The 21,883-nt window shown below is 64.0% G+C and carries 23 protein-coding genes; 7 read left to right on the top strand and 16 right to left on the bottom strand.

Features of this window, described 5'->3' with window-relative positions; all coding sequences use genetic code 11:
- Positions 1-48 precede the first annotated feature (48 nt).
- The 3 genes from clpA to CK230_RS19130 form a co-directional block, all read right to left on the bottom strand.
- Positions 49-2,514: an ATP-dependent Clp protease ATP-binding subunit ClpA gene (clpA, locus tag CK230_RS19140; protein WP_095818679.1), complete on the bottom strand. Its 2,466-nt coding sequence runs from the start codon at positions 2,512-2,514 to the stop codon at positions 49-51.
- Positions 2,515-2,520: 6 nt separating this feature from the next.
- Positions 2,521-2,847 carry an ATP-dependent Clp protease adapter ClpS gene (gene clpS, locus CK230_RS19135; protein ID WP_036258315.1) on the bottom strand — a complete coding sequence of 109 codons (327 nt, stop codon included), beginning with the start codon at positions 2,845-2,847 and terminating at the stop codon, positions 2,521-2,523.
- 276 nt (positions 2,848-3,123) lie between these two features.
- The gene (locus CK230_RS19130) at positions 3,124-3,453 is read right to left on the bottom strand and encodes a phasin family protein (protein ID WP_095818678.1); all 330 of its coding nucleotides are present in this window, start codon (positions 3,451-3,453) and stop codon (positions 3,124-3,126) included.
- A gap of 289 nt (positions 3,454-3,742) precedes the next feature.
- Here CK230_RS19130 and CK230_RS19125 point away from each other — a divergent pair, with 289 nt between their 5' ends.
- Positions 3,743-5,167, top strand: coding sequence for a D-alanyl-D-alanine carboxypeptidase (locus CK230_RS19125; RefSeq protein WP_095818677.1), 1,425 nt, complete (start codon positions 3,743-3,745; stop codon positions 5,165-5,167).
- 43 nt (positions 5,168-5,210) lie between these two features.
- Here the strand turns inward: CK230_RS19125 and CK230_RS19120 are convergent, their stop codons facing one another.
- The 3 genes from CK230_RS19120 to CK230_RS19110 form a co-directional block, all read right to left on the bottom strand.
- Complete coding sequence (locus CK230_RS19120) at positions 5,211-5,909, bottom strand: molecular chaperone DnaJ (RefSeq protein ID WP_095818676.1); 699 nt, start codon at positions 5,907-5,909, stop codon at positions 5,211-5,213.
- A gap of 123 nt (positions 5,910-6,032) precedes the next feature.
- A complete protein-coding gene (locus tag CK230_RS19115) occupies positions 6,033-6,470 on the bottom strand; it encodes a DUF1489 family protein (RefSeq protein WP_095818675.1) in 438 nt (145 codons plus the stop codon).
- 85 nt (positions 6,471-6,555) lie between these two features.
- Entirely contained in the window at positions 6,556-7,959 is a 1,404-nt protein-coding gene (locus CK230_RS19110) for an L-serine ammonia-lyase (RefSeq protein WP_095818674.1), read from the bottom strand.
- Between the two features lie 178 nt (positions 7,960-8,137).
- On the opposite strand from CK230_RS19110, the gene CK230_RS19105 reads away from it, so the two are divergent.
- Positions 8,138-8,857: a DUF599 domain-containing protein gene (locus tag CK230_RS19105; RefSeq protein ID WP_095818673.1), complete on the top strand. Its 720-nt coding sequence runs from the start codon at positions 8,138-8,140 to the stop codon at positions 8,855-8,857.
- Here the strand turns inward: CK230_RS19105 and CK230_RS19100 are convergent.
- From CK230_RS19100 to CK230_RS19080, 5 genes are all read right to left on the bottom strand, one after another.
- A complete protein-coding gene (locus CK230_RS19100) occupies positions 8,830-9,621 on the bottom strand; it encodes a YdcF family protein (protein ID WP_095818672.1) in 792 nt (263 codons plus the stop codon). The genes CK230_RS19105 and CK230_RS19100 overlap by 28 nt on opposite strands.
- A 41-nt stretch (positions 9,622-9,662) precedes the next feature.
- On the bottom strand, positions 9,663-11,228 hold the full coding sequence (locus tag CK230_RS19095; RefSeq protein WP_095818671.1) for an amidase family protein: 1,566 nt from the start codon (positions 11,226-11,228) through the stop codon (positions 9,663-9,665).
- Positions 11,228-11,686 (bottom strand): GNAT family N-acetyltransferase, encoded by a 459-nt coding sequence (locus CK230_RS19090; RefSeq protein ID WP_095818670.1) that lies wholly within the window; start codon positions 11,684-11,686, stop codon positions 11,228-11,230. The genes CK230_RS19095 and CK230_RS19090 overlap by 1 nt, the downstream gene beginning before the upstream one ends.
- Positions 11,687-11,689: 3 nt before the next feature.
- On the bottom strand, positions 11,690-11,977 hold the full coding sequence (gene gatC / locus CK230_RS19085) for an Asp-tRNA(Asn)/Glu-tRNA(Gln) amidotransferase subunit GatC (protein WP_040987223.1): 288 nt from the start codon (positions 11,975-11,977) through the stop codon (positions 11,690-11,692).
- Positions 11,978-12,121: 144 nt separating this feature from the next.
- Positions 12,122-12,829 (bottom strand): metal-dependent hydrolase, encoded by a 708-nt coding sequence (locus tag CK230_RS19080; RefSeq protein WP_095818669.1) that lies wholly within the window; start codon positions 12,827-12,829, stop codon positions 12,122-12,124.
- A 117-nt stretch (positions 12,830-12,946) separates the two neighbouring features.
- On the opposite strand from CK230_RS19080, the gene ruvX reads away from it, so the two are divergent.
- Complete coding sequence (gene ruvX / locus CK230_RS19075; protein ID WP_095818668.1) at positions 12,947-13,429, top strand: Holliday junction resolvase RuvX; 483 nt, start codon at positions 12,947-12,949, stop codon at positions 13,427-13,429.
- On the opposite strand, the gene CK230_RS19070 is transcribed toward ruvX, so the two are convergent.
- The 3 genes from CK230_RS19070 to CK230_RS19060 form a co-directional block, all read right to left on the bottom strand.
- Positions 13,371-13,712: a DUF6105 family protein gene (locus CK230_RS19070; protein WP_095818667.1), complete on the bottom strand. Its 342-nt coding sequence runs from the start codon at positions 13,710-13,712 to the stop codon at positions 13,371-13,373. The two genes, ruvX and CK230_RS19070, sit on opposite strands and share 59 nt — an antisense overlap.
- A complete protein-coding gene (locus tag CK230_RS19065; RefSeq protein WP_095818666.1) occupies positions 13,712-14,272 on the bottom strand; it encodes a hypothetical protein in 561 nt (186 codons plus the stop codon). Before CK230_RS19065 ends, CK230_RS19070 begins: the two co-directional genes overlap by 1 nt.
- 202 nt (positions 14,273-14,474) lie before the next feature.
- The gene (locus tag CK230_RS19060; RefSeq protein WP_095818665.1) at positions 14,475-16,103 is read right to left on the bottom strand and encodes a DNA alkylation response protein; all 1,629 of its coding nucleotides are present in this window, start codon (positions 16,101-16,103) and stop codon (positions 14,475-14,477) included.
- A gap of 161 nt (positions 16,104-16,264) precedes the next feature.
- Here CK230_RS19060 and CK230_RS19055 point away from each other — a divergent pair, with 161 nt between their 5' ends.
- The 4 genes from CK230_RS19055 (at position 16,265) to dprA (ending at position 20,403) form a co-directional block, all read left to right on the top strand.
- Positions 16,265-17,230, top strand: coding sequence for an aspartate carbamoyltransferase catalytic subunit (locus tag CK230_RS19055; protein ID WP_095818664.1), 966 nt, complete (start codon positions 16,265-16,267; stop codon positions 17,228-17,230).
- Positions 17,227-18,513 carry a dihydroorotase gene (locus CK230_RS19050; protein WP_095818663.1) on the top strand — a complete coding sequence of 429 codons (1,287 nt, stop codon included), beginning with the start codon at positions 17,227-17,229 and terminating at the stop codon, positions 18,511-18,513. Before CK230_RS19055 ends, CK230_RS19050 begins: the two co-directional genes overlap by 4 nt.
- Positions 18,514-18,697: 184 nt before the next feature.
- The gene (plsY, locus tag CK230_RS19045) at positions 18,698-19,279 is read left to right on the top strand and encodes a glycerol-3-phosphate 1-O-acyltransferase PlsY (RefSeq protein WP_095818746.1); all 582 of its coding nucleotides are present in this window, start codon (positions 18,698-18,700) and stop codon (positions 19,277-19,279) included.
- Positions 19,276-20,403 carry a DNA-processing protein DprA gene (gene dprA, locus CK230_RS19040; RefSeq protein WP_095818662.1) on the top strand — a complete coding sequence of 376 codons (1,128 nt, stop codon included), beginning with the start codon at positions 19,276-19,278 and terminating at the stop codon, positions 20,401-20,403. The genes plsY and dprA overlap by 4 nt, the downstream gene beginning before the upstream one ends.
- Before the next feature lie 30 nt (positions 20,404-20,433).
- On the opposite strand, the gene CK230_RS19035 is transcribed toward dprA, so the two are convergent.
- Together CK230_RS19035 and CK230_RS19030 are read right to left on the bottom strand one after the other, a co-directional pair.
- Complete coding sequence (locus tag CK230_RS19035; protein ID WP_095818661.1) at positions 20,434-21,579, bottom strand: hypothetical protein; 1,146 nt, start codon at positions 21,577-21,579, stop codon at positions 20,434-20,436.
- 90 nt (positions 21,580-21,669) lie between these two features.
- Positions 21,670-21,876, bottom strand: coding sequence for a hypothetical protein (locus tag CK230_RS19030; protein ID WP_095818660.1), 207 nt, complete (start codon positions 21,874-21,876; stop codon positions 21,670-21,672).
- Positions 21,877-21,883 lie beyond the last annotated feature (7 nt).

Here is a 21,883-nt window from a genome sequence, read left to right as displayed (position 1 = left end):
AAAAAGCCCCGTCGCCGGGGCTTTTCTGCAATTCGGGATAAGAGCCGATCAGCCCTTGCGCGGCAGTTGCGGCACAAGGCTCCGCTTGTTGCCGTCCTTGCCCTTCGGCTCCGGCTTCTGCCCCACCGCCTTCTTGGGCGCAGGCTTTTTGGCCACTGCCTTCTTCGGCTTCGGCGTGTCTTCCGGTTCTTCCTTCTTCGGCTGCACGGGCGACTCGTCGGCGAGCGATTCGAGCTTCAGGCCGGACTCGCCCGTTTCCTTCTTCTCGACGGTGACACGCACCGTGCCGCCCTTCTTGAGCTTGCCGAACAGCACCTCGTCCGCCAGCGGCTTCTTGATGTGCTCCTGGATGACGCGGCCGAGCGGACGGGCGCCCATGCGCTCGTCATAGCCCTTGTCGGCCAACCACGCGATCGCGTCCGGCGACAGGTCGAAGGTGACGCCACGCTCGGAGAGCTGGGCCTCGAGCTGCATGACGAACTTCTGCACCACCTGATGGATGACCGGCACCGGCAGCGAACCGAACGGAATGATCGCATCGAGACGATTGCGGAACTCCGGCGTGAACAGCCGGTTGATCGCCTCGACGTCGTCGCCTTCACGCTTGGTCGAGCCGAAGCCGATCGCCGCGCGCTGCGCATCCGACGCGCCCGCATTGGTGGTCATGATCAGGATCACATTGCGGAAGTCGATCTGCTTGCCGTTATGGTCGGTCAGCTTGCCGTGGTCCATCACCTGCAACAGGATGTTGAACAGGTCCGGATGCGCCTTCTCGACCTCATCGAGCAGCAGCACGCAATGCGGATGCTGGTCGACGCCGTCGGTGAGCAGGCCACCCTGGTCGAAGCCGACATAGCCGGGAGGCGCGCCGATCAGCCGCGAGACGGTGTGGCGTTCCATATACTCCGACATGTCGAAGCGGATCAGCTCGACGCCGAGCGAGGCGGCAAGCTGCTTGGCCACTTCCGTCTTGCCGACGCCGGTCGGGCCCGAGAACAGGTAGGAGCCGATCGGCTTTTCCGGTTCGCGCAGGCCGGCACGCGCCAGCTTGATCGCCGAGGTCAGCGCGGTGATGGCGGTATCCTGGCCGTAGACGACGCGCTTCAGCTCGACATCGAGCCCCTGCAACACCTTCTCGTCGTCGGCCGAAACCGTCTTCGGCGGGATGCGCGCCATGGTAGCGATCGTTGCCTCGATCTCCTTGATGCCGATCGTTTTCTTGCGCTTGGCCTCCGGCACCAGCATCTGCGAGGCGCCGGTCTCGTCGATCACGTCGATTGCCTTGTCCGGCAGCTTGCGGTCGTTGATGTAGCGCGCCGACAGTTCCACCGAGGCCTTGATCGCCTCGCTGGTGTAGCGGACCTTGTGGAACTCCTCGAAATAGGGCTTCAGGCCCTTCATGATCTCGATGGCGTCCTCGATGGTCGGCTCGTTGACGTCGATCTTTTGGAAGCGCCGCACGAGCGCGCGGTCCTTTTCGAAGAACTGCCGGAACTCCTTATAGGTGGTCGAGCCGATGCAGCGGATTGCGCCGGAGGACAGCGCCGGCTTCAGGAGGTTCGATGCATCCATGGCGCCGCCTGAGGTGGCGCCGGCCCCGATCACGGTGTGGATCTCATCGATGAACAGCACCGCGCCCGGATAGTCCTCGAGCTCCTTCACGACCTGCTTCAGCCGCTCCTCGAAGTCGCCGCGATAGCGCGTGCCGGCCAACAACGTGCCCATGTCGAGCGCGAAGATGGTCGCGTCCTGCAGCACTTCCGGGACATCGCCTTCGACGATGCGCTTGGCCAGGCCCTCGGCGATCGCCGTCTTGCCGACGCCGGGGTCGCCGACATAGAGCGGGTTGTTTTTGGAGCGGCGGCACAGCACCTGGATGGTGCGGTTGATCTCGCTGTCGCGGCCGATCAGCGGGTCGATCTTGCCGGCGCGTGCCTTGTTGTTGAGGTTGACGCAGTAGGCCGTCAGCGCGTCCTGCTGCTTCTTCTTGCCGTTTTCCTCCTGCGGCTCGGCGCCGTTCTGGCCGCCCTGCTCGTCCTCGGCGCCGCGCGGCGTGCGCGATTCCGAAGCGCCGGGGCGCTTGGCGATGCCATGCGAGATGTAGTTGACCGCGTCGTAGCGGGTCATCTGCTGTTCCTGCAGGAAGTAGGCGGCATGGCTCTCGCGCTCAGCGAAGATGGCGACAAGCACGTTGGCGCCGGACACTTCCTCGCGGCCGGACGACTGCACATGGATCACGGCGCGCTGGATGACGCGCTGGAAGCCTGCCGTCGGCTTGGAATCCTCGTCGTAACCGGTGACGAGGTTATCCAGCTCGGTGTCGATATAGGTGAGAACGGTGTGCTTGAGCTCGTCGAGATCGACGTTGCAGGCGCGCATGACCGCGGCCGCCTCGGTGTCGTCGATGAGGGCGAGCAGCAGATGTTCGAGCGTCGCATACTCGTGATGCCGCTCGTTGGCGAATGTCAGCGCCTGATGTAGCGCCTTTTCCAGGCCTTGGGAGAAAGCCGGCATGTTACCTCACTTCTTCTCCATCACGCATTGCAGCGGATGCTGATTCTGTCGGGCGAAATCCATGACCTGGGACACTTTGGTCTCGGCCACCTCGAATGTGTAGATACCGCACTCGCCCACTCCATGATTGTGAACATGAAGCATGATGCGTGTGGCGGCCTCGCGGTCCTTTTGGAAAAAACGCTCCAGGACGTGAACGACGAACTCCATGGGCGTGTAGTCGTCGTTCAGAATGAGAACCCGGTAGAGACTGGGCTTTTTGGTTTTGGTCTTGGTGCGCGTGATGACAGCGGTACCGCGACCGGGATCGTTGCGGTCCCCGTCACTTTGCATTCGCACCACGCCCGCCGTGGCAGTCAAACCGATCGTCACGTAGTCCAGCCTTTTCGAATCCTCATGCGAGTTCAACATGTAGGTTCTCGATGGACGATTTTAAGCCCTTCTGTTTAGCTGACAATATGGCTAGGTGGGCAAACCTCAGCGAATTTCTCAATCGTGAATGCGGCAATGTGCATCGGGTTGCGTCGCGCATGAAAAAACCCGGCCGCGTTTCCGCGACCGGGTCCTTTCCACAGGCCCGTTGGCCGTATCGGCTGTGATGGGTCGAAATTACTTCGCCTTGGCGACCACCGATTCGAAGGGCTTGTAAGCTTCCTTGGCGAGCTCGGCATAGAGATTGCCGATCTTGCTGGCTTCGGCCACGAAGCTCTCATAGCTCTGCTTGGCGTAATCGGTCTGGATCTCGATGGCCTTCTCGATCGACTTGGCCGCGAACAGCTTCTCGACGGCGGCGCTGCCGGCCTCGAAGCTTTTCTTGGTGTATTCGCCGGCTTCGGTGGCGATCGCCTGCGCGCCCTTGGTGAGCGAAGCAAAGCTCTTCAGCCCGGTGTCGGCAAACTCCTTGCCATATTTCGAGAAGTCCTCATAGGTCTGGGTCATTTCATTCTTCCCTTGGTTGAAACGCCCTTTTGGCCCCGGGCGCCCTTGTGCAATGCACCTCAATATATTGTGCGATGCACAAAAGTCAAGAATCCCTTGGGTAAGCGGGGGCTCCAGCGGCACCGGGCCGGTAAAATTCGATTAAAGAGAAGCTCGATTTGCCGAAAAATGGTGAACGCGGCGGTTACCATAAACGGATTGGTAACGCTGCGCGCGATAGCTTGGCCGGAAGTGAGGCAGGCATTCCCTTTGCCGCCTCCGGGGCAACGAAAATTCAGGGTAAGTAACGGTGCGTCAGGCGTTGTCGGGCTTCGTCTCCAAATCTGCATTCTCCTTCAAGGCAATCATGGTTGCCGCGCTCGCGGTAACGATTGTCGCCGCCGATGCCGCGTCTGCCCTTGCCGCCAAGTCCGCGGCCATCGTCGTCGACGCCAAGACCGGCAAGGTGCTCTATTCGGCCGACGCCAATGGCCGGCGCTATCCGGCTTCACTCACCAAGATGATGACGCTCTACCTCACCTTCGAGGCGCTGGCGAAGGGCAGGATCAGCAAGAACACGCCGGTTCCGTTTTCCGCGCATGCCTCCGCCGAGGCGCCGACCAAGCTTGGCGTGCGCCCCGGCGGCTCGGTTCCGGTCGAGACCGCCATTCTCTCGATCGTGACGAAATCGGCGAACGACTCGGCGACAGCGCTTGGCGAGATGCTCGGCGGCAGCGAAGACAATTTCGCCCGCATGATGACGGCCAAGGCGCGCCAGCTCGGCATGAACGGCACCGTCTTCCGCAACGCCAACGGCCTGCCCGATCCGGGCCAGTTCACCACCGCGCATGACATGGCGATGCTCGGCATCGCTCTGCGCGAGCACTACCCGCAATATTACGGCTATTTCTCGCAGCGCTCGTTCCTCTACGGCCGCCAGCGCATCAACGGCCACAACCGCCTGCTCGGGCGCATCAAGGGCGTCGACGGTATCAAGACCGGCTACACCCGCGCCTCGGGCTACAATCTGGTGTCCTCCGTCGCCGATGGCGATCGTCGGCTCGTCGCTGTGGTGATGGGCGGCGCTTCCGGCCGCAGCCGCGACAACCAGATGGCGGCGCTGATCAACACCTATCTGCCGCGCGCCTCGACGCGCGGCGGCGGTGATCTCATTGCCAAGGGCAACGACAACCCGATCAAGACGCTGGCCAAGGTCTTTTTGCCCAAGCATGAAGCACCAACACCGGACGAAAAGCCGGCGACGGACGACACTGTCGTTGCCTCGGCTGACGACGTTGAGGACGACACCCAGCAGGTCGCCGAAGAGACGAAGCCCGTGATCCAGGTCAAGAAGGTGAAGACGGTTGCCGTGGCCGCCATGGCGCCGGCTCCTCAGCCGCAGGAGACCACATCGCAGGCGGTAACGGCCTATGCCGAACCGGCACCCGCCGCGCCGGCGGTTGATCCTGTCAAGACGTCGTCGGTTCCGTCCGGCTGGGTGGTTCAGGTTGCCTCCTCGCCCACCAAATCCGGAGCTCAGAGCCTTCTCGACCAGACCGCCAAGCAGGCGCCGAAGGTACTGGCCGATGCTTCCGGCTTCACCGTCGCCTTCGACAAGGACGGCACCACCTACTACCGCGCCCGCTTCGGCGGCTTTGGCTCGAAAAATGCCGCCTGGAAGGCCTGCGATGCGCTGAAACGCAAGAAAATCTCGTGCTACGCCGTCGAGCAATAGGCGGCTGTTGAAATCTCCCGGAAGGTACCGGCGTCGAAGGAGACTAATCGTGATTGGAGAGCAGGACGTCCTTGGCTTCATTGATTCGCGCCGCCAGGACAGACGTGCCGCCGACATCAGCGTTCAGGCGCTGCATCAGGCGGCGGTGCGCCTTGCGGATATCCGCCGCGGCAGCCCCCGCTTCAAGACCAAGGACCTTGTAGGCCTCCTCCTTAGTCATGGCGCCCGCACCTGGCGCAACACTCAGCCCTTCGCCACCGTGCGGCTGCGCGTCCTTGCGCCAGACGGGAAAACGGCCGTCAAGATACGTCTCTAAGAGCTGGCGGCTCTCCGGATCGGGGCTCAGCTCGCCATAAAGCTGGCGCAGATCCGTCAGCCCCATCGCGCCAAGCATCTTGCCTTCATAGCGCCCGGCCAGAACAAGCCCCTCGAGCCTGCCGCTGTCATGGTCGAGGTCCATTTCGAGCGCGGCGGTGCGCACCGTCGAATGCTTGGAAGCGGCGGCCCGCGCCGGAGGTCGCCTCGTCCGGATCCAGCCGACCCAGGCGAGCGCCGCCAGCAAAAGCAGTCCGCCAATGAGGCTGCGGCCGAAGATCAGCATGGGCGCGCCCACCAGCCCCAGCAAGGCCGGTCCAAGCGACCTGAGACTATCAGCCATCCTTGTCGGATCCGCGCGCACAAAGAGCAACGCGGCGCCGAAAAGCACCACAAGGATTGCCGCCAATGCGAGGATCACACCCATCGGTTTGCGCTGCCATACGAATGACTGAGCATGGAAATAGGATGGGACCTACGTCCGGCGCTTGCAAGCCCCACGCTGGGCGAGCCGAAGGGCCAGCGCCGGGACGGCGATACACAAGCTGCTTTAGAGCAGACCGAGTTCGGCGAGTTCCAGCCTCAGCTTCGGTGGCATTTCGGCGAGTGCCGCTCTGCCCTTGCCGAGATCGGCCGGCGCATCGGCGGGCTTGAGGTAACGCCAGCCCTGGAAGGCGCGCCGCGGCTGCCAGTCGGTGCGCACGACCTCGGGATCGAGCACCAGATGACAGCGGCCGACACCTTCAGCGTCGGTGAAGGGCCTGATCTCGGTGATCAGCTGCCGGCACTGCACGCTGCCCTTGATCACCCAATAGAGCGAGCCGCCATCCGTGATCTCGCTGCCGCGCGTCGGCACCATGCGGGTGGTGTGCCAATGTTCGACCGGCTCGCCGGCGCGGCGCCGCTCGTCGAGGCGGAAGGCGATCCACTCTTCGAGATCCTCGACGCTGTCGCAGCCGACGCACAATTTTAGGAGATTGAGTGACATGGCCCAAGATTTAGCCGCGACGGTTGATGCGTCAACGCCTTGAGAGACTTCTCCACAGGACCAGCCTGGGGTTCTCGGTAAGACCTCAGCACTCCACCACATTTACGGCCAGCCCGCCCAGGCTGGTTTCCTTGTACTTCTCGTTCATGTCGAGGCCGGTCTGGCGCATGGTCTCGATCGCGGCGTCGAGCGGCACGAAATGCGTGCCATCGCCCTTGATGGCCAAGGAAGCGGCGGTCACCGCCTTGACCGCGCCAAGCGCATTGCGCTCGATGCAGGGAACCTGCACCAGGCCGCCAACCGGATCGCAGGTCATGCCGAGATGATGCTCGAGCGCGATCTCGGCGGCGTTCTCCACCTGCTCGGGTGTGCCGCCCATCACGGCGCACAGGCCGGCGGCGGCCATCGCAGAGGCTGACCCCACCTCGCCCTGGCAACCGACTTCGGCCCCTGAGATCGAGGCGTTGGATTTGATGATGCCGCCGACGGCGGCCGCCGTCAGCAGGAAGTCGCGGATGCTCGGCTGATCCGCCTCGGGATGGAAATGCAGCCAGTAGCGCAGCACCGCCGGCAGCGTGCCGGCAGCACCATTGGTCGGCGCTGTGACGACGCGGCCGCCGGCAGCGTTCTCCTCATTGACCGCCATGGCGTAGATCGACAGCCAGTCATTGGCGAGCAAGGGGTTGGGCCGGTTCTGCTGCCACTGTTCCTGCAGCTTGTCGTGCAGCTGCCGCGCGCGGCGCCGCACCTTCAGCCCGCCCGGCATGATGCCGTCCTGCGACAGGCCGCGGTCGATGCAGCCTTTCATGGCGTCCCAGATCGCGTCGAGGCCTTTGTCGAGCTCCTCGCGCGACATATGTTTTTCCTCGTTGGCGCGCTTCATCTCGGCGATCGAGAGCCCGCTCTTTGCCGCCATCGCCAGCATCTCGACGGCATTCTTGAACGGGTACGGCACTCGTCTGCCTTCGGTCGTCACTGAGCCCTTGGACTTCATGCGCTGCAGCTCTTCCTCGGAAACGACGAAGCCGCCGCCGATCGAATAATAGATGCGCTTGAGCAGCAGCCGGTCGGAGGCATCATAGGCATAAAAGGCCATGCCGTTGGCATGGCCGGTCAGCGGCGTCTTGCGGTCGAGCACGAGGTCCTTGGCGGGATCAAAACGGTATGTCGGATGCCCAGGCGGCGAAATCCGCTTCTCCGCGCCGATGCTGGCGACGATACCGTCGGCCTCGTCCGGATCGACCGTCTGCGGCGTCTGGCCGGCTAGGCCAAGGATCACGGCGCGGTCGGAACCATGGCCGATACCGGTATAGGCGAGCGATCCATGCAGGCTGGCGCCGATACGATCGACTTTGACGCCCGCCGGCCGTGGCCAGTCGCCGGTCAGGATCTCGTCGAGGAAACGGCGCGCGGCCGTCATCGGGCCCATCGTGTGCGAGCTCGACGGCCCGATGCCGATCTTGAACAGGTCGAAAACCGAAAGGAACACGGGCCATTGTCTCCTGGGGGCCGATCAAGGCTTACATATAGGAACTCCCGCGATGTTTCCGCTGTTTTGCATGTCGCGGCGCGGCGGCTGCCGACCTTGTTTGCTCCGCCAGCGACATCGCAGTGCCGACGCCTCCTGCCTCGTCGAAGCACCGGCTTCGCCTGTGTTACAAGAACGCATGGGCGACTCACTCCACCTTTCACCGGCAGATCTGGCGGCTTTGACCTTCTTCCTGGTCGTCTGGGTGCTGCATACCCTCGCCTCCGACGGCAAACTGATCAGCCGCGTCTCGCTGACAACCGCCATGAACGCCCAGCGCGAAGCCTGGATGCGCAATATGGCCGAGCGCGAGATTCGCATCGTTGACACCGCCATCATGGGCGGCCTGCAGCAAGGCACCGCCTTCTTCGCTTCCTCTTCCCTGATTGCGCTCGGCGGCTGCTTTGCTTTGCTCGGGGCCTCCGATCGCGTGCTTCAGGTGCTGGCCGACCTGCCCTTCGGCGCGGCAGCGTCGCGCGAAACCTTCCAAACCAAGGTGTTCGGCCTGGTGCTCATTCTCGCCTTCGCCTTCTTCAAATTCGGCTGGGCCTACCGGCTGTTCAACTATTGCTCGATCCTGATCGGCGCGGTGCCGACGCCGCATGGCCCGGCTTCACGCAATCCGGTCAGCGAAACGGCGGTGTGGCGGGCGACGCGCATGAACGTACTTGCCGGCAAGCACTTCAATTCCGGCCTGCGCGCCGTCTTCTTCTCGATCGGCTATCTCGGCTGGTTTGTCGACCCGGTCGTCTTCGTGATCTCGACGCTGGTGCTTCTGGCGGTGCTGGTGCGCCGCCAGTTCTTCTCCGCCGCGCGGCAGGCGGTGCTCGGTCAGCCACCCGGTCCGGGAAAGAGCTGATCGATGCGGCCGGCGATCCAATAAGCGATGAGCCCGGTCCATTCACGAAGCGCCTTGGTGGTGATTTCCAGATTGTCCCCAGGGCTTGTGCGGTACAGGCGTTCCTTTCCCGTGGTCCAGTAGTCGACCGGCCAGGGAACAGTAGGAAAGCCGGCCTTGTCGAACAGGGCCTTGGCGCGCGGCATATGGAAAGCCGACGTGACGAGCAGCCAGGTCTCGCCCGGCTTCGGCATCACCAGCCTCTTGGTGAATATGGCATTCTCGTAGGTGGTGCGTGATTTGTTCTCGAGGACCAGGCGATCGGCGCTTACCCCGAGCGCTGTAAGCAGGCGCGGCGCGGCGTCCGCATCACCCTCGCCTTCGCCGATCATTTCGAGCGGACCGCCTGTAACGACGACCCTTGCCGTCGGGAATCGCCGGGCCAGCACCGCCGCCTCGACGATGCGGTCGCCGCTGGCGTTCAATTCATAGCCGCCGCGCACAATATTGACCGCGCCGTCCATGGCGCCGCCCAGCACGACGATACCATCCACCTTTGCCGGCATCGGCGGTCTCGGAAAGCGCTCTTCCAGCGGGTTGAGCATCATGACGCCAATCGACGACCATGTCGAAAGCACAAGGATGAGAAAGGCGAGAACACTGCCGGTGGTTGCCAATCGCCGACGGCCGAACATGCCGGCAACCAAGCCTGCCAGCAGCAGGAATATCGCCAAGTTGAGTGGCCTGGCAACGAACCAAAAGAGCTTCGACAGGAAGAAAAACATCACTCACGACGCTGGGTTGGCACTAGCCTGATGGGATTGATCTACCACCATTTTTCCGGCTGGAACCTACCCGCCGCCTGCTCGATGACATTAGCCGTCTGGAACAGCGTTTCCTCGTCGAACGGACGGCCGATCAGCTGCAGGCCAAGCGGCAGGCCCTTCCCGTCGAGGCCAGCCGGTACGGAAATGCCGGGAAGGCCGGCCATGTTCACCGTCACCGTGAAGATGTCGTTGAGATACATCTTGACCGGATCGGAGGCCATGTCCTCGTCGGCGATACCGAAGGCGGCCGACGGAGTCGCGGGAGTCAGGATGACGTCGACGCCGGCGGCAAAGACATTCTCGAAGTCGCGCTTGATCAGCGTTCGCACCTTCTGCGCCTGCAGATAGTAGGCGTCGTAATAGCCGGCCGACAGCACATAGGTGCCGATCATGATGCGGCGCTTGACCTCGCGGCCGAAGCCGGCGGCGCGCGTCTTCTCATACATGTCGATGATGTCCTTGCCGGGCACGCGCAGGCCATAGCGCACGCCGTCATAGCGGGCGAGATTCGAAGACGCCTCGGCGGGCGCCACGATGTAATAAGCCGGCAAGGCATATTTGGTGTGCGGCAGCGAGATGTCGACGATCTCGGCGCCGGCGTCCTTCAGCCAGGCAATGCCTTTCTGCCAGAGCGCCTCGATGTCTTCCGGCATGCCGTCGACGCGGTATTCCTTCGGAATGCCGACCTTCATGCCCTTGATCGGCCTGCCGATCGCAGCTTCATAATCGGGTACCGGGCGGTCGACCGAGGTCGTGTCCTTCGGGTCGACCGAAGCCATCGACTTCAACAGGATCGCGGCGTCGCGCACGTCGCGCGCGATCGGGCCGGCCTGGTCGAGCGAGGAAGCGAAAGCGACGATGCCCCAGCGCGAGCAGCGTCCATAGGTCGGCTTGATGCCGACCGTGCCGGTCAGGGCGGCGGGCTGCCGGATCGAGCCGCCGGTATCGGTTGCGGTGGCGCCGGCGCACAGGAACGCGGCCACGGACGACGCCGAGCCGCCGGATGAGCCGCCCGGAACCAGCTGGGCGTTGTCCAGCGTGCGCTGGGTCCTGGTGCCGCCGGCGGAGACGAAGCCGCCATCGCCCTGATGCGTCGTCGGCATCACTACCGTGTCGACACGCGAGCGGCGCCACGGATTGATCACCGGACCGTAATAGGAGGTTTCGTTGGACGAGCCCATGGCGAACTCGTCCATGTTGAGCTTGCCGAGCATGACGGCGCCGTCGGCCCACAGATTCGACGTTACGGTGGACTCGTAGCGCGGCTTGAAGCCGTCGAGCACGTGGCTGCAGGCCTGGGTATGGATGCCTTCGGTAGCGAACAGGTCCTTGATGCCGAGCGGAATGCCCTCCAGCGCGCCGCCCTCGCCCTTGGCGAGCTTGGCATCCGAGCTCTTTGCCATTTCGCGCGCCTTGTCAGCGGTGACAGTCACATAAGCGTTCAGCACCGGATTGGCGCGATCGATCGCCGCGAGATAGGCCTCGGTAATTTCGGCCGCGGTGATCTCCTTGCCGCGCAGCTTGGCGCGGGCCTCGGAAATGGTCAGATGTGTGAGATCGCTCATCAGGCAAGGCTCTTTTCGTAAAACACCGACCATTCGGAGTCGGGATAATCCAGCACCGGTCCGCAACGCGTGAATCCGGCGCGCTCATAGACGGTCCAGGCGGCGGGGTGGCGATCGCCGGTTTCCAGCACCAGCCGCGTCAATCCTTCCTGGCGGGCAAGCGCCTCGACGCATCCGACGATTTCGGCACCGATCTTTTGGCCGCGATGCGACGGCCGCGTGTACATGCGCTTGACCTCGCCGATCGCCTCGTCGTGGCGCTTCAGCGCGCCGCAGCCGACGGCAAGGCCGTTGTCGCGCGCGATGAACACCGTCGTATCCGAGCCCGCCATCTGCTCGACGGTCAGATGATAGCAATGCTCGGGCGGCGTCAGTTCGAGCAGCGCGGCATTGAGTTCTGCGACCAGCGCGCGCACGTCGTCCTGCAAAGGCGTCTCGACGGCGATCTCGACGGCCACGGCCTACTCCACCACCTTCGGAACGAGGAAGAAGTTCTCTTCCGTCGCCGGCGCGTTGGCAACGATGTCGGCGGGCTTGTTGCCGTCGGTGACGACATCCTGGCGCTTCTTCATCTCCATCGGCGTGACCGAGGTCATCGGCTCAACGCCCGAGACATCGACCTCGTTCAATTGCTCGACGAAACCGAGGATGGCGTTCAATTCTCCGGTCATGCGCTCGGCGTCCTCCTCGCTCACCGCGATACGGGCAAGGCGCGCGACGCGCTTCACGGTCTGAAGATCAACGGACATGTTCTTTTCGCCTCGGGAAAACCAGTGCGGGCTATAGCGGCGCGGCGCTCAGCGCGCAACATGGATCATGTCGACCCGATCGGCCCGGAGATGCCTAGGGGGCGTCCAAGACAGTGCGACCCCATCGCAGAAGAGCGAAGCGCCTTAGATCGTGATCGCCTTGCCGATCTCGGGCAGCGCCACCCTGACGCCCGAGCCTTCCATGCCGGCGACGAACTTGTCGGCGGTCTGGTCGATCATCGGGAAAGTGCCGAAATGACAGGGAATGACGGTGTCGAAGCCGAAGAAGCGGCGGCAGGCAAGGGCCGCCACCGCGCCGCCCATGGTGAAGCGGTCGCCGATCGGCACGATGCCGATCTTGGGCTCATGCAGTTCGTTGATCAGCCCCATGTCGGAGAAGATGTCGGTATCGCCCATATGGTAGAGCGTCTTGTCTTCGGGAAAATGCAGGACGAGCCCGCCCGGATTGCCGAGATAGGTGTTGGAGCCGCCTTGGCCGCCGAAAGAAGACGAATGCAGCGCCTGGACAAAGGTCGTGGTGAAAGGACCGCAATCGACGGTGCCGCCGATATTGCCTGGATTGATCTTGTCGCCGCTGACGCCCTGGCCGACGAGATACATGCAGATCTCGAAATTGGCGACCAGCATGGCGCCGCTTTTCTTCAGCACCTCGACCGCGCCGCTGACATGATCGCTATGGCCATGGGTCAGGAGCACATGCGTAACGCCTTCCGCCGGCCCCTCCCAGCCGCCCGTCCAAGACGGATTGCCGATCAGATAAGGATCGATGAGGATGGTGGCGTCCTTGGTCTCGACGCGGAATGCCGAATGCCCGTACCAGGTCAGTTTCATGAATGCTTCCTCGATTTTTCCGTTGCCGGAAGATAGAACGCTGGCGGCAAATTGAAAGTGGCGCCCTGCTCCTAAACGTCGAAAGGATGTGTGACGCCCGGATGTCAGGAAAAGCCATTGGGCATTATTTCAATCGAGGAACTGCCGGGGCGGCTTGCCAACGGCAAGACGCTCGCCGGGCTCGATCTCGGCGACAAGACGATCGGCGTCGCGGTCTCCGATCGCGGGCTGTCCTTCGCCCATCCGCGCCCGGTCATCCTGCGCAAGAAATTTTCGCTCGATGCCGCTCAGCTGCTCGCTCAGCTCGAGAAGGACAATGTCGGCGCCGTCGTGCTCGGCCTTCCCGTCAACATGGACGGCTCTGAAGGCCCTCGTGCGCAAAAATCGCGCGCCTTCGTCCGCAACATGGCTCCGCTTTCCGACCTGCCCTTCGTGCTGTGGGACGAGCGGCTGTCGACGGTCGCGGCAGAGCGGACGCTGATCGAGATGGATTTCTCGCGCAAGAAGCGCGCCGGCAAGATCGATTCGGCGGCCGCCGCCTTTATTCTGCAGGGAGCGTTGGACCGGCTTCAGTCGCTCCGGCAAAACGGTCTTCGCTGATATTGCCTCGCCGGCGCTGCCTGATCCATTCGGCGATGATGCGCCGGCGGCGGAAGGCCCATAGCCCCATCAGCAGGAAAAAGTCGAAAACGCAGGTCCGCGCCACCATGCCCGGGATGATGGCCGGGTCGACGCCGAGCATCTGGCCATAAAGCTGGAAGGCGAAATCGTGCACCTGTCGGCTCAGCATCACATAGCCGAAATTCATGTCGTTGGCCGACAGGAAGAACCATCCCCAGAAGATGGCCATCGGAGCAGCCCAAAGTGTGAACAGCGTGCGCATCAGCGGCTGCCTCCAGGCTTGTTTTCCGAACGGCCTGATATGCGCGAAAGCAAGGAGCTGTGCGCAGCCCCCATCGCCATGCGCGAGGCGACACGAACGTCGCCCTGGGGCAAATTCATTGCGGCGGCAAAGGCGGAGCGGCGTTCGGCCGTCACCGCGACATAGGAGGCAAGCAGGGCCGTCATCTGGATGCCGACGATCACGAACAGGCCGTCGATGCCTTGCGCCACGCCGCCGATGAGAATCAGCGAAAGCAGCGACGATGCGAAGATGAAGGCGACCCGCGCCACGCTCTCACCCGCGTCCGGCCTTGCCGCGCCGTTGAGCAGCGTTTCGACGAAGGCCCAGCAGAACAACACCGCGACGGTCAGGAGCGCGACCGAAAGCGGCGCGACCACGGCGACATTTTCAAGCTGCGGAAACCGGCCGCCCTGGATCGAGAGGCCAAGCACGCCAAGGGCCGCTCCTATGCCCCGGCTGCCGTCCATGCAGACATAGGCAAGCAGGGCGAAAACCACCGCCCAATGCAAGGCCAGAACTGAGCTCAACACGTGCCGCATACGCATCCTGCTTCGCGGAGCCCGGCTATGGTTAACTCTTCCCTACTCCAGCAAGCGGAGATTGGGCTTTGCGAAGGTCCGCCGCAATGGAAACCATTCGTTAAGGTTAACGGCTATCCACAGGCCGGCAATTGGCTTTGGAGCATGGTGCCGAACGTGCGAAGCAGTTTTCGGATCGTGCTCCTTTGATTTAGAGCCGGGATCAGGTCACCGGCGGATAGAGCGTGTCGATGATCATTCGCGCATCGTGGCGCGAATCGAGCATGCCGTAGGTGGTGCGCCACTGGCCGCCGAGCCGGGTTTCGACGAAGGCGTCGGCGATCCGCCCTGCTCCCAGCCTGCGCAGCTCCGCCGCGGCGGCCGAAAGCGCGAGTTGTTCCGTCAAAAGGCGCGCCGAGCCCTGGTCGGTCGCGGCGACCTGCATGGCCGCCTTCAGCACGCCGATCGTGCCGCGTCCGCCGGTGCCGAGATCGCGGTCGATGCCGGCCAGCACCTCCTCGAACAGGCCGGGCGCGCGGCCAAGCACGCGCAGCACGTCGAGCGCCATGACATTGCCCGAGCCCTCCCAGATCGCGTTGACCGGCGCTTCTCGATAGTAGCGGGCAAGCGGCGCTTCCTCGACATAGCCATTGCCGCCGAGGCACTCCATCGCCTCGTAGAGCAGCGCCGGCGCGATCTTGCAGACCCAGTATTTGACCACAGGCGTCATGGCGCGGGCAAAGGCCGCCTCGCCGCGATCGCTCGCCGCCTCGTCGAAGGAGCGCGCCAGCCGGAACGACAGCGCCGTGGCCGCGGCGACGTCGAGCGCCATGTCGGCCAGAACCCGCTGCATCAGCGGCTGGTCTATCAGGTTCGAGCCGAACACCTGGCGATGGCGCGTGTGGTGCACGGCCTCGGCGAGCCCGGCCCGCATCAGCGCCGAGGAAGCGACCGCGCAGTCGAGCCTGGTCAACGTCACCATATCCATGATGGTCTTCACGCCCGCGCCCGGATCGCCGACCATCTCGCCGATCGCGTTGACGAACTCCACCTCAGACGAGGCGTTCGAGCGGTTGCCGAGCTTGTCCTTCAGCCGCTGGAAGCGGAAGCCGTTGCCGGAACCGTCGCCCAGGATGCGCGGCACGAGGAAGCAGGACAGCCCCTCCGGTGCCTGACCGAGCACCAGGAAAGCGTCCGACATCGGCGCCGACATGAACCATTTGTGGCCGGTGAGCCGATAAAAACCGCTACCGGTGCGCTCCGCCCTGGTGGTGTTGGCGCGCACATCCGTGCCGCCCTGCTTCTCGGTCATGCCCATGCCGAGCGTCAGGCCGGTCTTCTGCACCGGCGGCTTCTGCGTCTGATCGTATTTGCGCGTCGTCACGCGCGGCGCCCATTCGCGGAAAAGTTTTGGGCTCGCCATCAGCGCCGCCAGCGAGGCGCTGGTCATGGTGATGGGGCACAGATGCCCGCTCTCGAGCTCGGCGGTCAGATAGAAGCGCGCCGCCCTCACCTGATGGCGGCGGCCGATCTCGGCATCGCCGTTCTCCCAGACGGAAGAATGCAGGCCGCCGGCGACCGAGCGGCGCATCAAGGCGTGATAGGCCGGATGGTATTCGACGAGGTCGAGGCGCCGGCCCTGGCGGTCATGCGTGCGCAATTTCGGCGTATCGGCGTTGGCGAGGCGGGCAAGCTCCTGCGCCTCCTGCGTCATCACGAACCGGCCAAGCCCGTCGAGATCCTTGCGCACGGGATCGGAAAAACGCTCGGCAAGCTGGATGAGCAACGGATCGCCCCGCCATGCGTTGCCGCCCGTCAGCGGCGGCGGCTGGTTGGTCACCTCGTCGGTCACGCGTCTTCCTTACATCCCAAGGCCGCGATTACGAATCCGAGGCCATCCGGTTTATAGCCCAAGCATTACGGCACGCGCGACGAAAATACCGGGGAGAACGCCCGCAATCCAAAGCTGGCGCTTGCGGCAGGCCGGACCGCACCCTATAGCAGCGCCTTGAGATGACCGACGCTTCGTCCCTGCCGCTCTTCCCCCATCGCCATCTTCTGGGCATCCGCGATCTTTCCCCGGCCGATATCGAGCTATTGCTCGATCGCGCCGATCGGGCCGTTTCGATCTCGCGCCAGCCGGAAAAGAAGACCTCGACGCTGCGCGGCCGCACGCAGATCAACCTGTTCTACGAGGCATCGACCCGCACGCAGTCGTCCTTCGAGCTCGCCGGAAAAAGGCTCGGCGCCGACGTCATGAACATGTCGGTGGCAAGTTCCTCCGTGAAGAAGGGCGAGACGTTGATCGACACGGCGATGACACTCAACGCCATGCGCCCGGACATCCTGATCATCCGCCACCAGTCGGCCGGCGCGGCCGCCCTGCTCGCCCAGAAGGTTGGCTGCTCTGTGGTCAATGCCGGCGACGGCGCGCATGAGCATCCGACGCAGGCCTTACTCGACGCGCTGACCATCCGCCGCGCCAAGGGCCCGCTGTCGAAGCTGATCGTGGCGATCTGCGGCGACATCCTGCATTCGCGCGTCGCCCGCTCCAACATCATGCTGTTGAACGCGCTCGGCGCGCAGGTGCGCGTCGTCGCGCCCTCGACGCTGCTGCCCTCCGGCATCGACAGGATGGGTGTGATCGTCGCGCGCTCGATGGCCGAGGGACTGAAAGATGCCGACGTCGTGATGATGCTTCGCCTGCAGCGCGAGCGCATGGAAGGCGCCTTCGTGCCGTCGATCCGCGAATATTTCCGCTATTTCGGCCTCGATGCAGAAAAGCTGAAAGCCGCCAAGGACGATGCGCTGGTGATGCATCCCGGGCCGATGAACCGCGGCGTCGAGATCGCCTCCGAAATCGCGGACGGACCGCAAAGCGTCATCCAGGAACAGGTGGAGATGGGCGTCGCCGTGCGCATGGCGGTCATGGAGGCGCTGCTCGACCCGCGCCGCAACCATGAGGGGCGTGGCGCATGAGCGTAACCGTCTTCAGCAAGGCGCACATCGTCGACCCGTCGCGCGGCGTGGACGAGATCGGCAGCGTCATCGTCGACGGCCGCAAGATCGCCGCGGCCGGGAAAGCCGCGTTGAACCAGGGCGTGCCGGAAGGCGCCACCGTCGTCGACTGCGCCGGCAAGACGATCATTCCAGGCCTTGTCGACGCGCGCGTCTTCATCGGCGAACCCGGCGGCGAGCATCGCGAGACCATCGCCTCGGCAAGCGTGGCGGCGGCGGCAGGCGGCGTCACCTCCGTCGTCATGATGCCGGATACCGATCCGGTGATCGACAATGTGGCGCTGGTCGAGTTCGTGCTGCGCACGGCCCGCGACACCGCAAGCGTGAACATCTTCCCCGCGGCCGCGATCACCAAGGGCCTCGAAGGGCGCGAGATGACCGAATTCGGCCTGCTGCGCGAGGCCGGCGCCGTCGCCTACACGGACGGCCGCCACACGATCGCCAACGCACTGGTGATGCGCCGCGCGCTGACCTATGCACGCGATTTCGACGGCGTGATCGTGCATGAGACGCAGGATGCCGACCTCGCCTCGTCCGGCGTCATGAACGAAGGGCTCTATGCAAGCTGGCTCGGCCTTTCGGGAATTCCGCGCGAGGCCGAGCTCATCCCGCTCGAACGCGACCTGGCATTGGCCCGGCTGACCGGCGGCGCCTACCACGCCGCAAAGATCTCCTCGGCGATGGCGGCCAGCGCGGTGAACCGGGCCAAGACCGACGGCGCCAATGTCACGGCCGGGGTCGCCATCCACAATCTGTCGCTCAACGAGAACGATGTCGGCGAATACCGCACCTTCTTCCGGCTGACCCCACCCCTGCGCGCCGAGGACGACCGGCTGGCGATGATCGAAGCGATCAAGGACGGCACGATCGACATCATCGTCTCCTCGCACGACCCGCAGGACGTCGACACCAAGCGCCTGCCCTTCGCCGATGCCGCCGCCGGCGCCATCGGGCTGGAGACGCTGCTTGGCGCGGCACTTCGGCTCTACCACAATGGCGACGTGCCGCTGCTCAGGCTGATCGAGACGCTGTCCACGGCGCCGGCAAGATTGTTCGGCCTGCCTGGCGGCACGCTGCAGCCGGGCGCACCGGCCGATCTCGCGGTCGTCGATCTCGACGAGCCGTGGATCGTCAGTGAAAGCGGCCTGCACTCGCGCTCGAAGAACACCTGTTTCGAAGGCGCGCGCCTTCAGGGCAAGGTCCTGCAGACGGTGGTCGCGGGCCGCACGGTGTTTTCTGCATAGATCATCCATCGCTTTCGGCCCTGGCGAGCCTGCAGGCACAGAGTTGCTTGGCGAACCCTCCCGACTCTACCATTATGCCCGACTGATGCCCGGAGCAGCGCCAGCTATTGCAAACTAGAGTTGCATAACGCAAACTGCAGCAATCGTAAGGCGAGAGCCCGGACGAAAGAATATGGGGGAAACGATGGGTTACGCGATCGCGCTCGTCTTCGGCTACCTGCTCGGCTCAATCCCGTTCGGGCTCCTGATTACCCGCGCTGCTGGCCTCGGCGACGTCCGCAAGATCGGCTCCGGCAATATCGGCGCGACCAATGTGCTGAGGACGGGCAATAAAGGTCTCGCCGCCGCCACGCTTCTGCTCGATGCGCTGAAGGGGACGGCCGCCGCGCTGGTCGCCGGGCATTTTTCACCGGACCTCGGACTGCTGGCCGGCTTCGGCGCCTTCCTCGGCCATCTCTTCCCGGTCTGGCTCGGCTTCAAAGGCGGCAAGGGCGTCGCAACCTATCTCGGCGTGCTGCTCGGTCTTGCCTGGCAAGGCATGCTCGTCTTCGCCGTCGTCTGGCTCGCGATGGCCTTTCTGTTTCGATACTCCTCTCTGGCGGCATTGGCGGCCGCGGTGGTCGTGCCGATCGCGCTCTATTTCATCAGCACGCCGCAGATCGCCGGCCTGTTCGCCGTGATGAGCCTGATCGTCATCATCAAGCACCATGCCAACATCTCGCGGCTGCTGGCCGGCACCGAGGGCAAGATCGGGGCGAAGGGATGAGCGCTCCGGCCGCCGGCCCGCGCCTCAGCGACCGGCAGCGGCTTGCCTGGCTTCGGCTGATCCGCACGCCCAATGTCGGCCCAGCTTCGTTTCGCGAGTTGATCAACCGCTTCGGCTCGGCCGAAGCCGCGCTTGAAATGTTGCCTGAGCTGATGATCTCCGGCGGTGCCAATCGTATCGTCCGCATCCCCTCCGCCGCCGAGGCCGAAGCCGAGTTGGACGCCGCGCGGCGCGCCGGCGCCCGCTTCGTCGGCATTGGCGAGGCCGATTATCCGCCCATGCTGAAGACGGTGGACAACCCGCCGCCGCTGTTGGCGGTGAAAGGCGAAGGCGCGGCCTTCCGCTTGCCCGCGGTGGCGATCGTCGGCGCCCGCAACGCCTCGCTGGCCGGAATCAAGATGGCACGCATGCTGGCAACCGACCTCGGCCGTGAAGGCTACGCCGTCGTTTCGGGCCTGGCGCGCGGCATCGATACGGCCGCGCACAAAGGCAGCGTGTCGACCGGAACCATCGGCGTTCTGGCCGGCGGGCTCGATGTCCCCTACCCGCCCGAGAATGCCGGCCTGTGCGACGAGATCGGCGATCGCGGCGGCGCCATCGTTTCGGAAATGCCCTTCGCCTGGCAGCCGCGCGCCCAGGATTTCCCGCGCCGCAACCGCCTTGTCGCCGGCATGGCCCTCGGTCTGGTGGTGGTCGAAGCCGCGCAACGTTCCGGCTCGCTGATCAGCGCACGCCTCGCCAATGAAATGGGCCGGCTGGTCTTTGCCGTGCCGGGCTCGCCGCTCGACCCGCGCGCCGCCGGCTGCAACGCCCTGCTCAAGGACGGCGTCACGCTGGTCACCGAAGCCGCTGATGTGCTTAGCGCGCTGGCACCGCTTGCCGGCACCCGCGCTCCAAGAACCACGCCGCTCGCCGAGGCGCCCGACATGTCTGCCATGCCGCCGCCCGGCGAAAACGACCGCGCCGACGTGCTGGAGGCGCTTGGGCCTACACCCACCGCCGTGGACGACATCATCCGCCACACCGGACTGAGCGCCGCGCAGGTTGCCATGGTGCTTCTGGAACTCGACCTCGCCGGGCGACTCGAGCGTCACGCCGGCGGAAATGTATCACTGGTCGCGTGACCTCGGCGTCGCCTGTCGGCTCGAATTTCCCTATCGAAACAAATATTTCGACACTTCCGGATTGCCGCGGCGCCACATCACATTGTCGAGGAAGTAATGGTGCACGTTGATGAAGATCAGCACGATGAAGAAGAACAGCGACGAACCGAGCACCTGTTTGTCGTAGGGGACCAGGGCCGTCAGCACGAACGGGATCAGCCAGAAGCCGAGATAGCCAAGCGCCCCGCCCCCGATGATGAACCCCAGCACCCGCAGCCTGTAGCGGGGCCCGAACACAGATAGGATTTTCGGCTCCGGGTCGCTCGCGGCATCCGAGACGTCGCGCTCGACATTGGTTTGGTAGCGCCACACCACGGCAAGGTATTGCAACGAATGCAGCGCCGGCACCACCAGCAGCCAGAGCGGATTTATCCGGGCAATCAGGATCCAGAGATAGAGCGAGGCGACATAGGCAACGATGCCGTTGTAAGGCAGGCCGCCGCCATTCCGTCGCCAGCGGTTGATCAGCATCAGAAGCGTGGCCGCCGTCGATCCGACGGCCGCCAGCGCCGCAATGTCGGTGATCCAGGACGGTGCCGCGAAGGTGTAATATTGAAGGCCGTAGTACTGCCCCTGTGTCACCGCCGTGTTGGTCTGTAGCCAGGCCAGGATCCACACCGCGTAGCTGTTGACGAGCAGCACCTTCTTGTCCCGGTCATCGAAGAATTTACGTTTCAAGACGGCGTCGACCATCAGCATGCCGTAGCCTTGCTTGACGTAGTGCCAGCCGACGAAGAAGAACATCGCATTGGCTGCCAAGCCGAGCAGCCGCGTGTTCGACGTCACCGCGCCATAGGCGAAGAACAGCGCCATGATCAGCGGAACGATGACGCCGGCGAAAATGTAGCGAAGCTGCAGGCTCCTGTCGTATCCCTCGCCGCGCGCCTTGCTGCCGAAATTGCGATAGAAGATCTGGTAGGAATGGGCGAAATGCGGGTAGTTCACCAGATAGGCCACGACGACCATCGTCGCGGCCAAGGGGCCTTCGTATTCGCGGGGCACAAAGAACAGCACGGGCAGGATCAGAAACGCGCTGCCGCCGAGCATCAGGAAATCAGCGACCGGACCGAAGAGATATTTGCCGGGCTGCGTCGCCGCTTTACGGGCCGTGGTCTCTACCGAAAGGTCAAGTGCCATCCTGGAGCCTCCCTCGGGGCCTGAGTGTAGCCATGACCCTGTCCAGGGACAAGGCAACGCGGCAGGATCACCTTTGGGGAAGTCACACCGTCAGGCTGAGGCAGTCGAAGCGATCTTCACCAGCCGCTTCTTGGCCTCCGCGACCCGCTGCTGTTCCGACCTAATGCGGTCGCACAGCACAAGATTGATACCGACGCCGCATTCCTCGTCCAGCAGTTCTTTTGCGTGATTGAGCGAAATCTCAGCGCGCTTGACGCGCTGCCTGGCTCTTGCCAGCTCCAAGTTCAGTACGTCCACTGTATCC

This window comes from Mesorhizobium sp. WSM3859 (genome assembly GCF_002295065.1).
Taxonomy (GTDB): Bacteria; Pseudomonadota; Alphaproteobacteria; order Rhizobiales; family Rhizobiaceae; genus Mesorhizobium.
The sequence above is the reverse complement of the archived record's forward strand: the minus strand, read 5'-3'. Positions and strand labels throughout refer to the sequence as shown.

Excerpts from the sequence above, each read along its gene's own strand:
- clpA (WP_095818679.1), bottom strand. The coding sequence starts at position 2,514 with ATGCCGGCTTTCTCCCAAGGCCTGGAAAAGGCGCTACATCAGGCGCTG.
- clpS (WP_036258315.1), bottom strand. The coding sequence starts at position 2,847 with ATGCAAAGTGACGGGGACCGCAACGATCCCGGTCGCGGTACCGCTGTC.
- CK230_RS19130 (WP_095818678.1), bottom strand. The coding sequence starts at position 3,453 with ATGACCCAGACCTATGAGGACTTCTCGAAATATGGCAAGGAGTTTGCC.
- CK230_RS19120 (WP_095818676.1), bottom strand. The coding sequence starts at position 5,909 with ATGGGTGTGATCCTCGCATTGGCGGCAATCCTTGTGGTGCTTTTCGGC.
- CK230_RS19115 (WP_095818675.1), bottom strand. The coding sequence starts at position 6,470 with ATGTCACTCAATCTCCTAAAATTGTGCGTCGGCTGCGACAGCGTCGAG.
- CK230_RS19105 (WP_095818673.1), top strand. The coding sequence starts at position 8,138 with ATGGGCGACTCACTCCACCTTTCACCGGCAGATCTGGCGGCTTTGACC.
- CK230_RS19100 (WP_095818672.1), bottom strand. The coding sequence starts at position 9,621 with ATGTTTTTCTTCCTGTCGAAGCTCTTTTGGTTCGTTGCCAGGCCACTC.
- CK230_RS19095 (WP_095818671.1), bottom strand. The coding sequence starts at position 11,228 with ATGAGCGATCTCACACATCTGACCATTTCCGAGGCCCGCGCCAAGCTG.
- gatC (WP_040987223.1), bottom strand. The coding sequence starts at position 11,977 with ATGTCCGTTGATCTTCAGACCGTGAAGCGCGTCGCGCGCCTTGCCCGT.
- CK230_RS19080 (WP_095818669.1), bottom strand. The coding sequence starts at position 12,829 with ATGAAACTGACCTGGTACGGGCATTCGGCATTCCGCGTCGAGACCAAG.
- CK230_RS19070 (WP_095818667.1), bottom strand. The coding sequence starts at position 13,712 with ATGCGCACGCTGTTCACACTTTGGGCTGCTCCGATGGCCATCTTCTGG.
- CK230_RS19065 (WP_095818666.1), bottom strand. The coding sequence starts at position 14,272 with ATGCGGCACGTGTTGAGCTCAGTTCTGGCCTTGCATTGGGCGGTGGTT.
- CK230_RS19055 (WP_095818664.1), top strand. The coding sequence starts at position 16,265 with ATGACCGACGCTTCGTCCCTGCCGCTCTTCCCCCATCGCCATCTTCTG.
- CK230_RS19050 (WP_095818663.1), top strand. The coding sequence starts at position 17,227 with ATGAGCGTAACCGTCTTCAGCAAGGCGCACATCGTCGACCCGTCGCGC.
- plsY (WP_095818746.1), top strand. The coding sequence starts at position 18,698 with ATGGGTTACGCGATCGCGCTCGTCTTCGGCTACCTGCTCGGCTCAATC.
- dprA (WP_095818662.1), top strand. The coding sequence starts at position 19,276 with ATGAGCGCTCCGGCCGCCGGCCCGCGCCTCAGCGACCGGCAGCGGCTT.
- CK230_RS19035 (WP_095818661.1), bottom strand. The coding sequence starts at position 21,579 with ATGGCACTTGACCTTTCGGTAGAGACCACGGCCCGTAAAGCGGCGACG.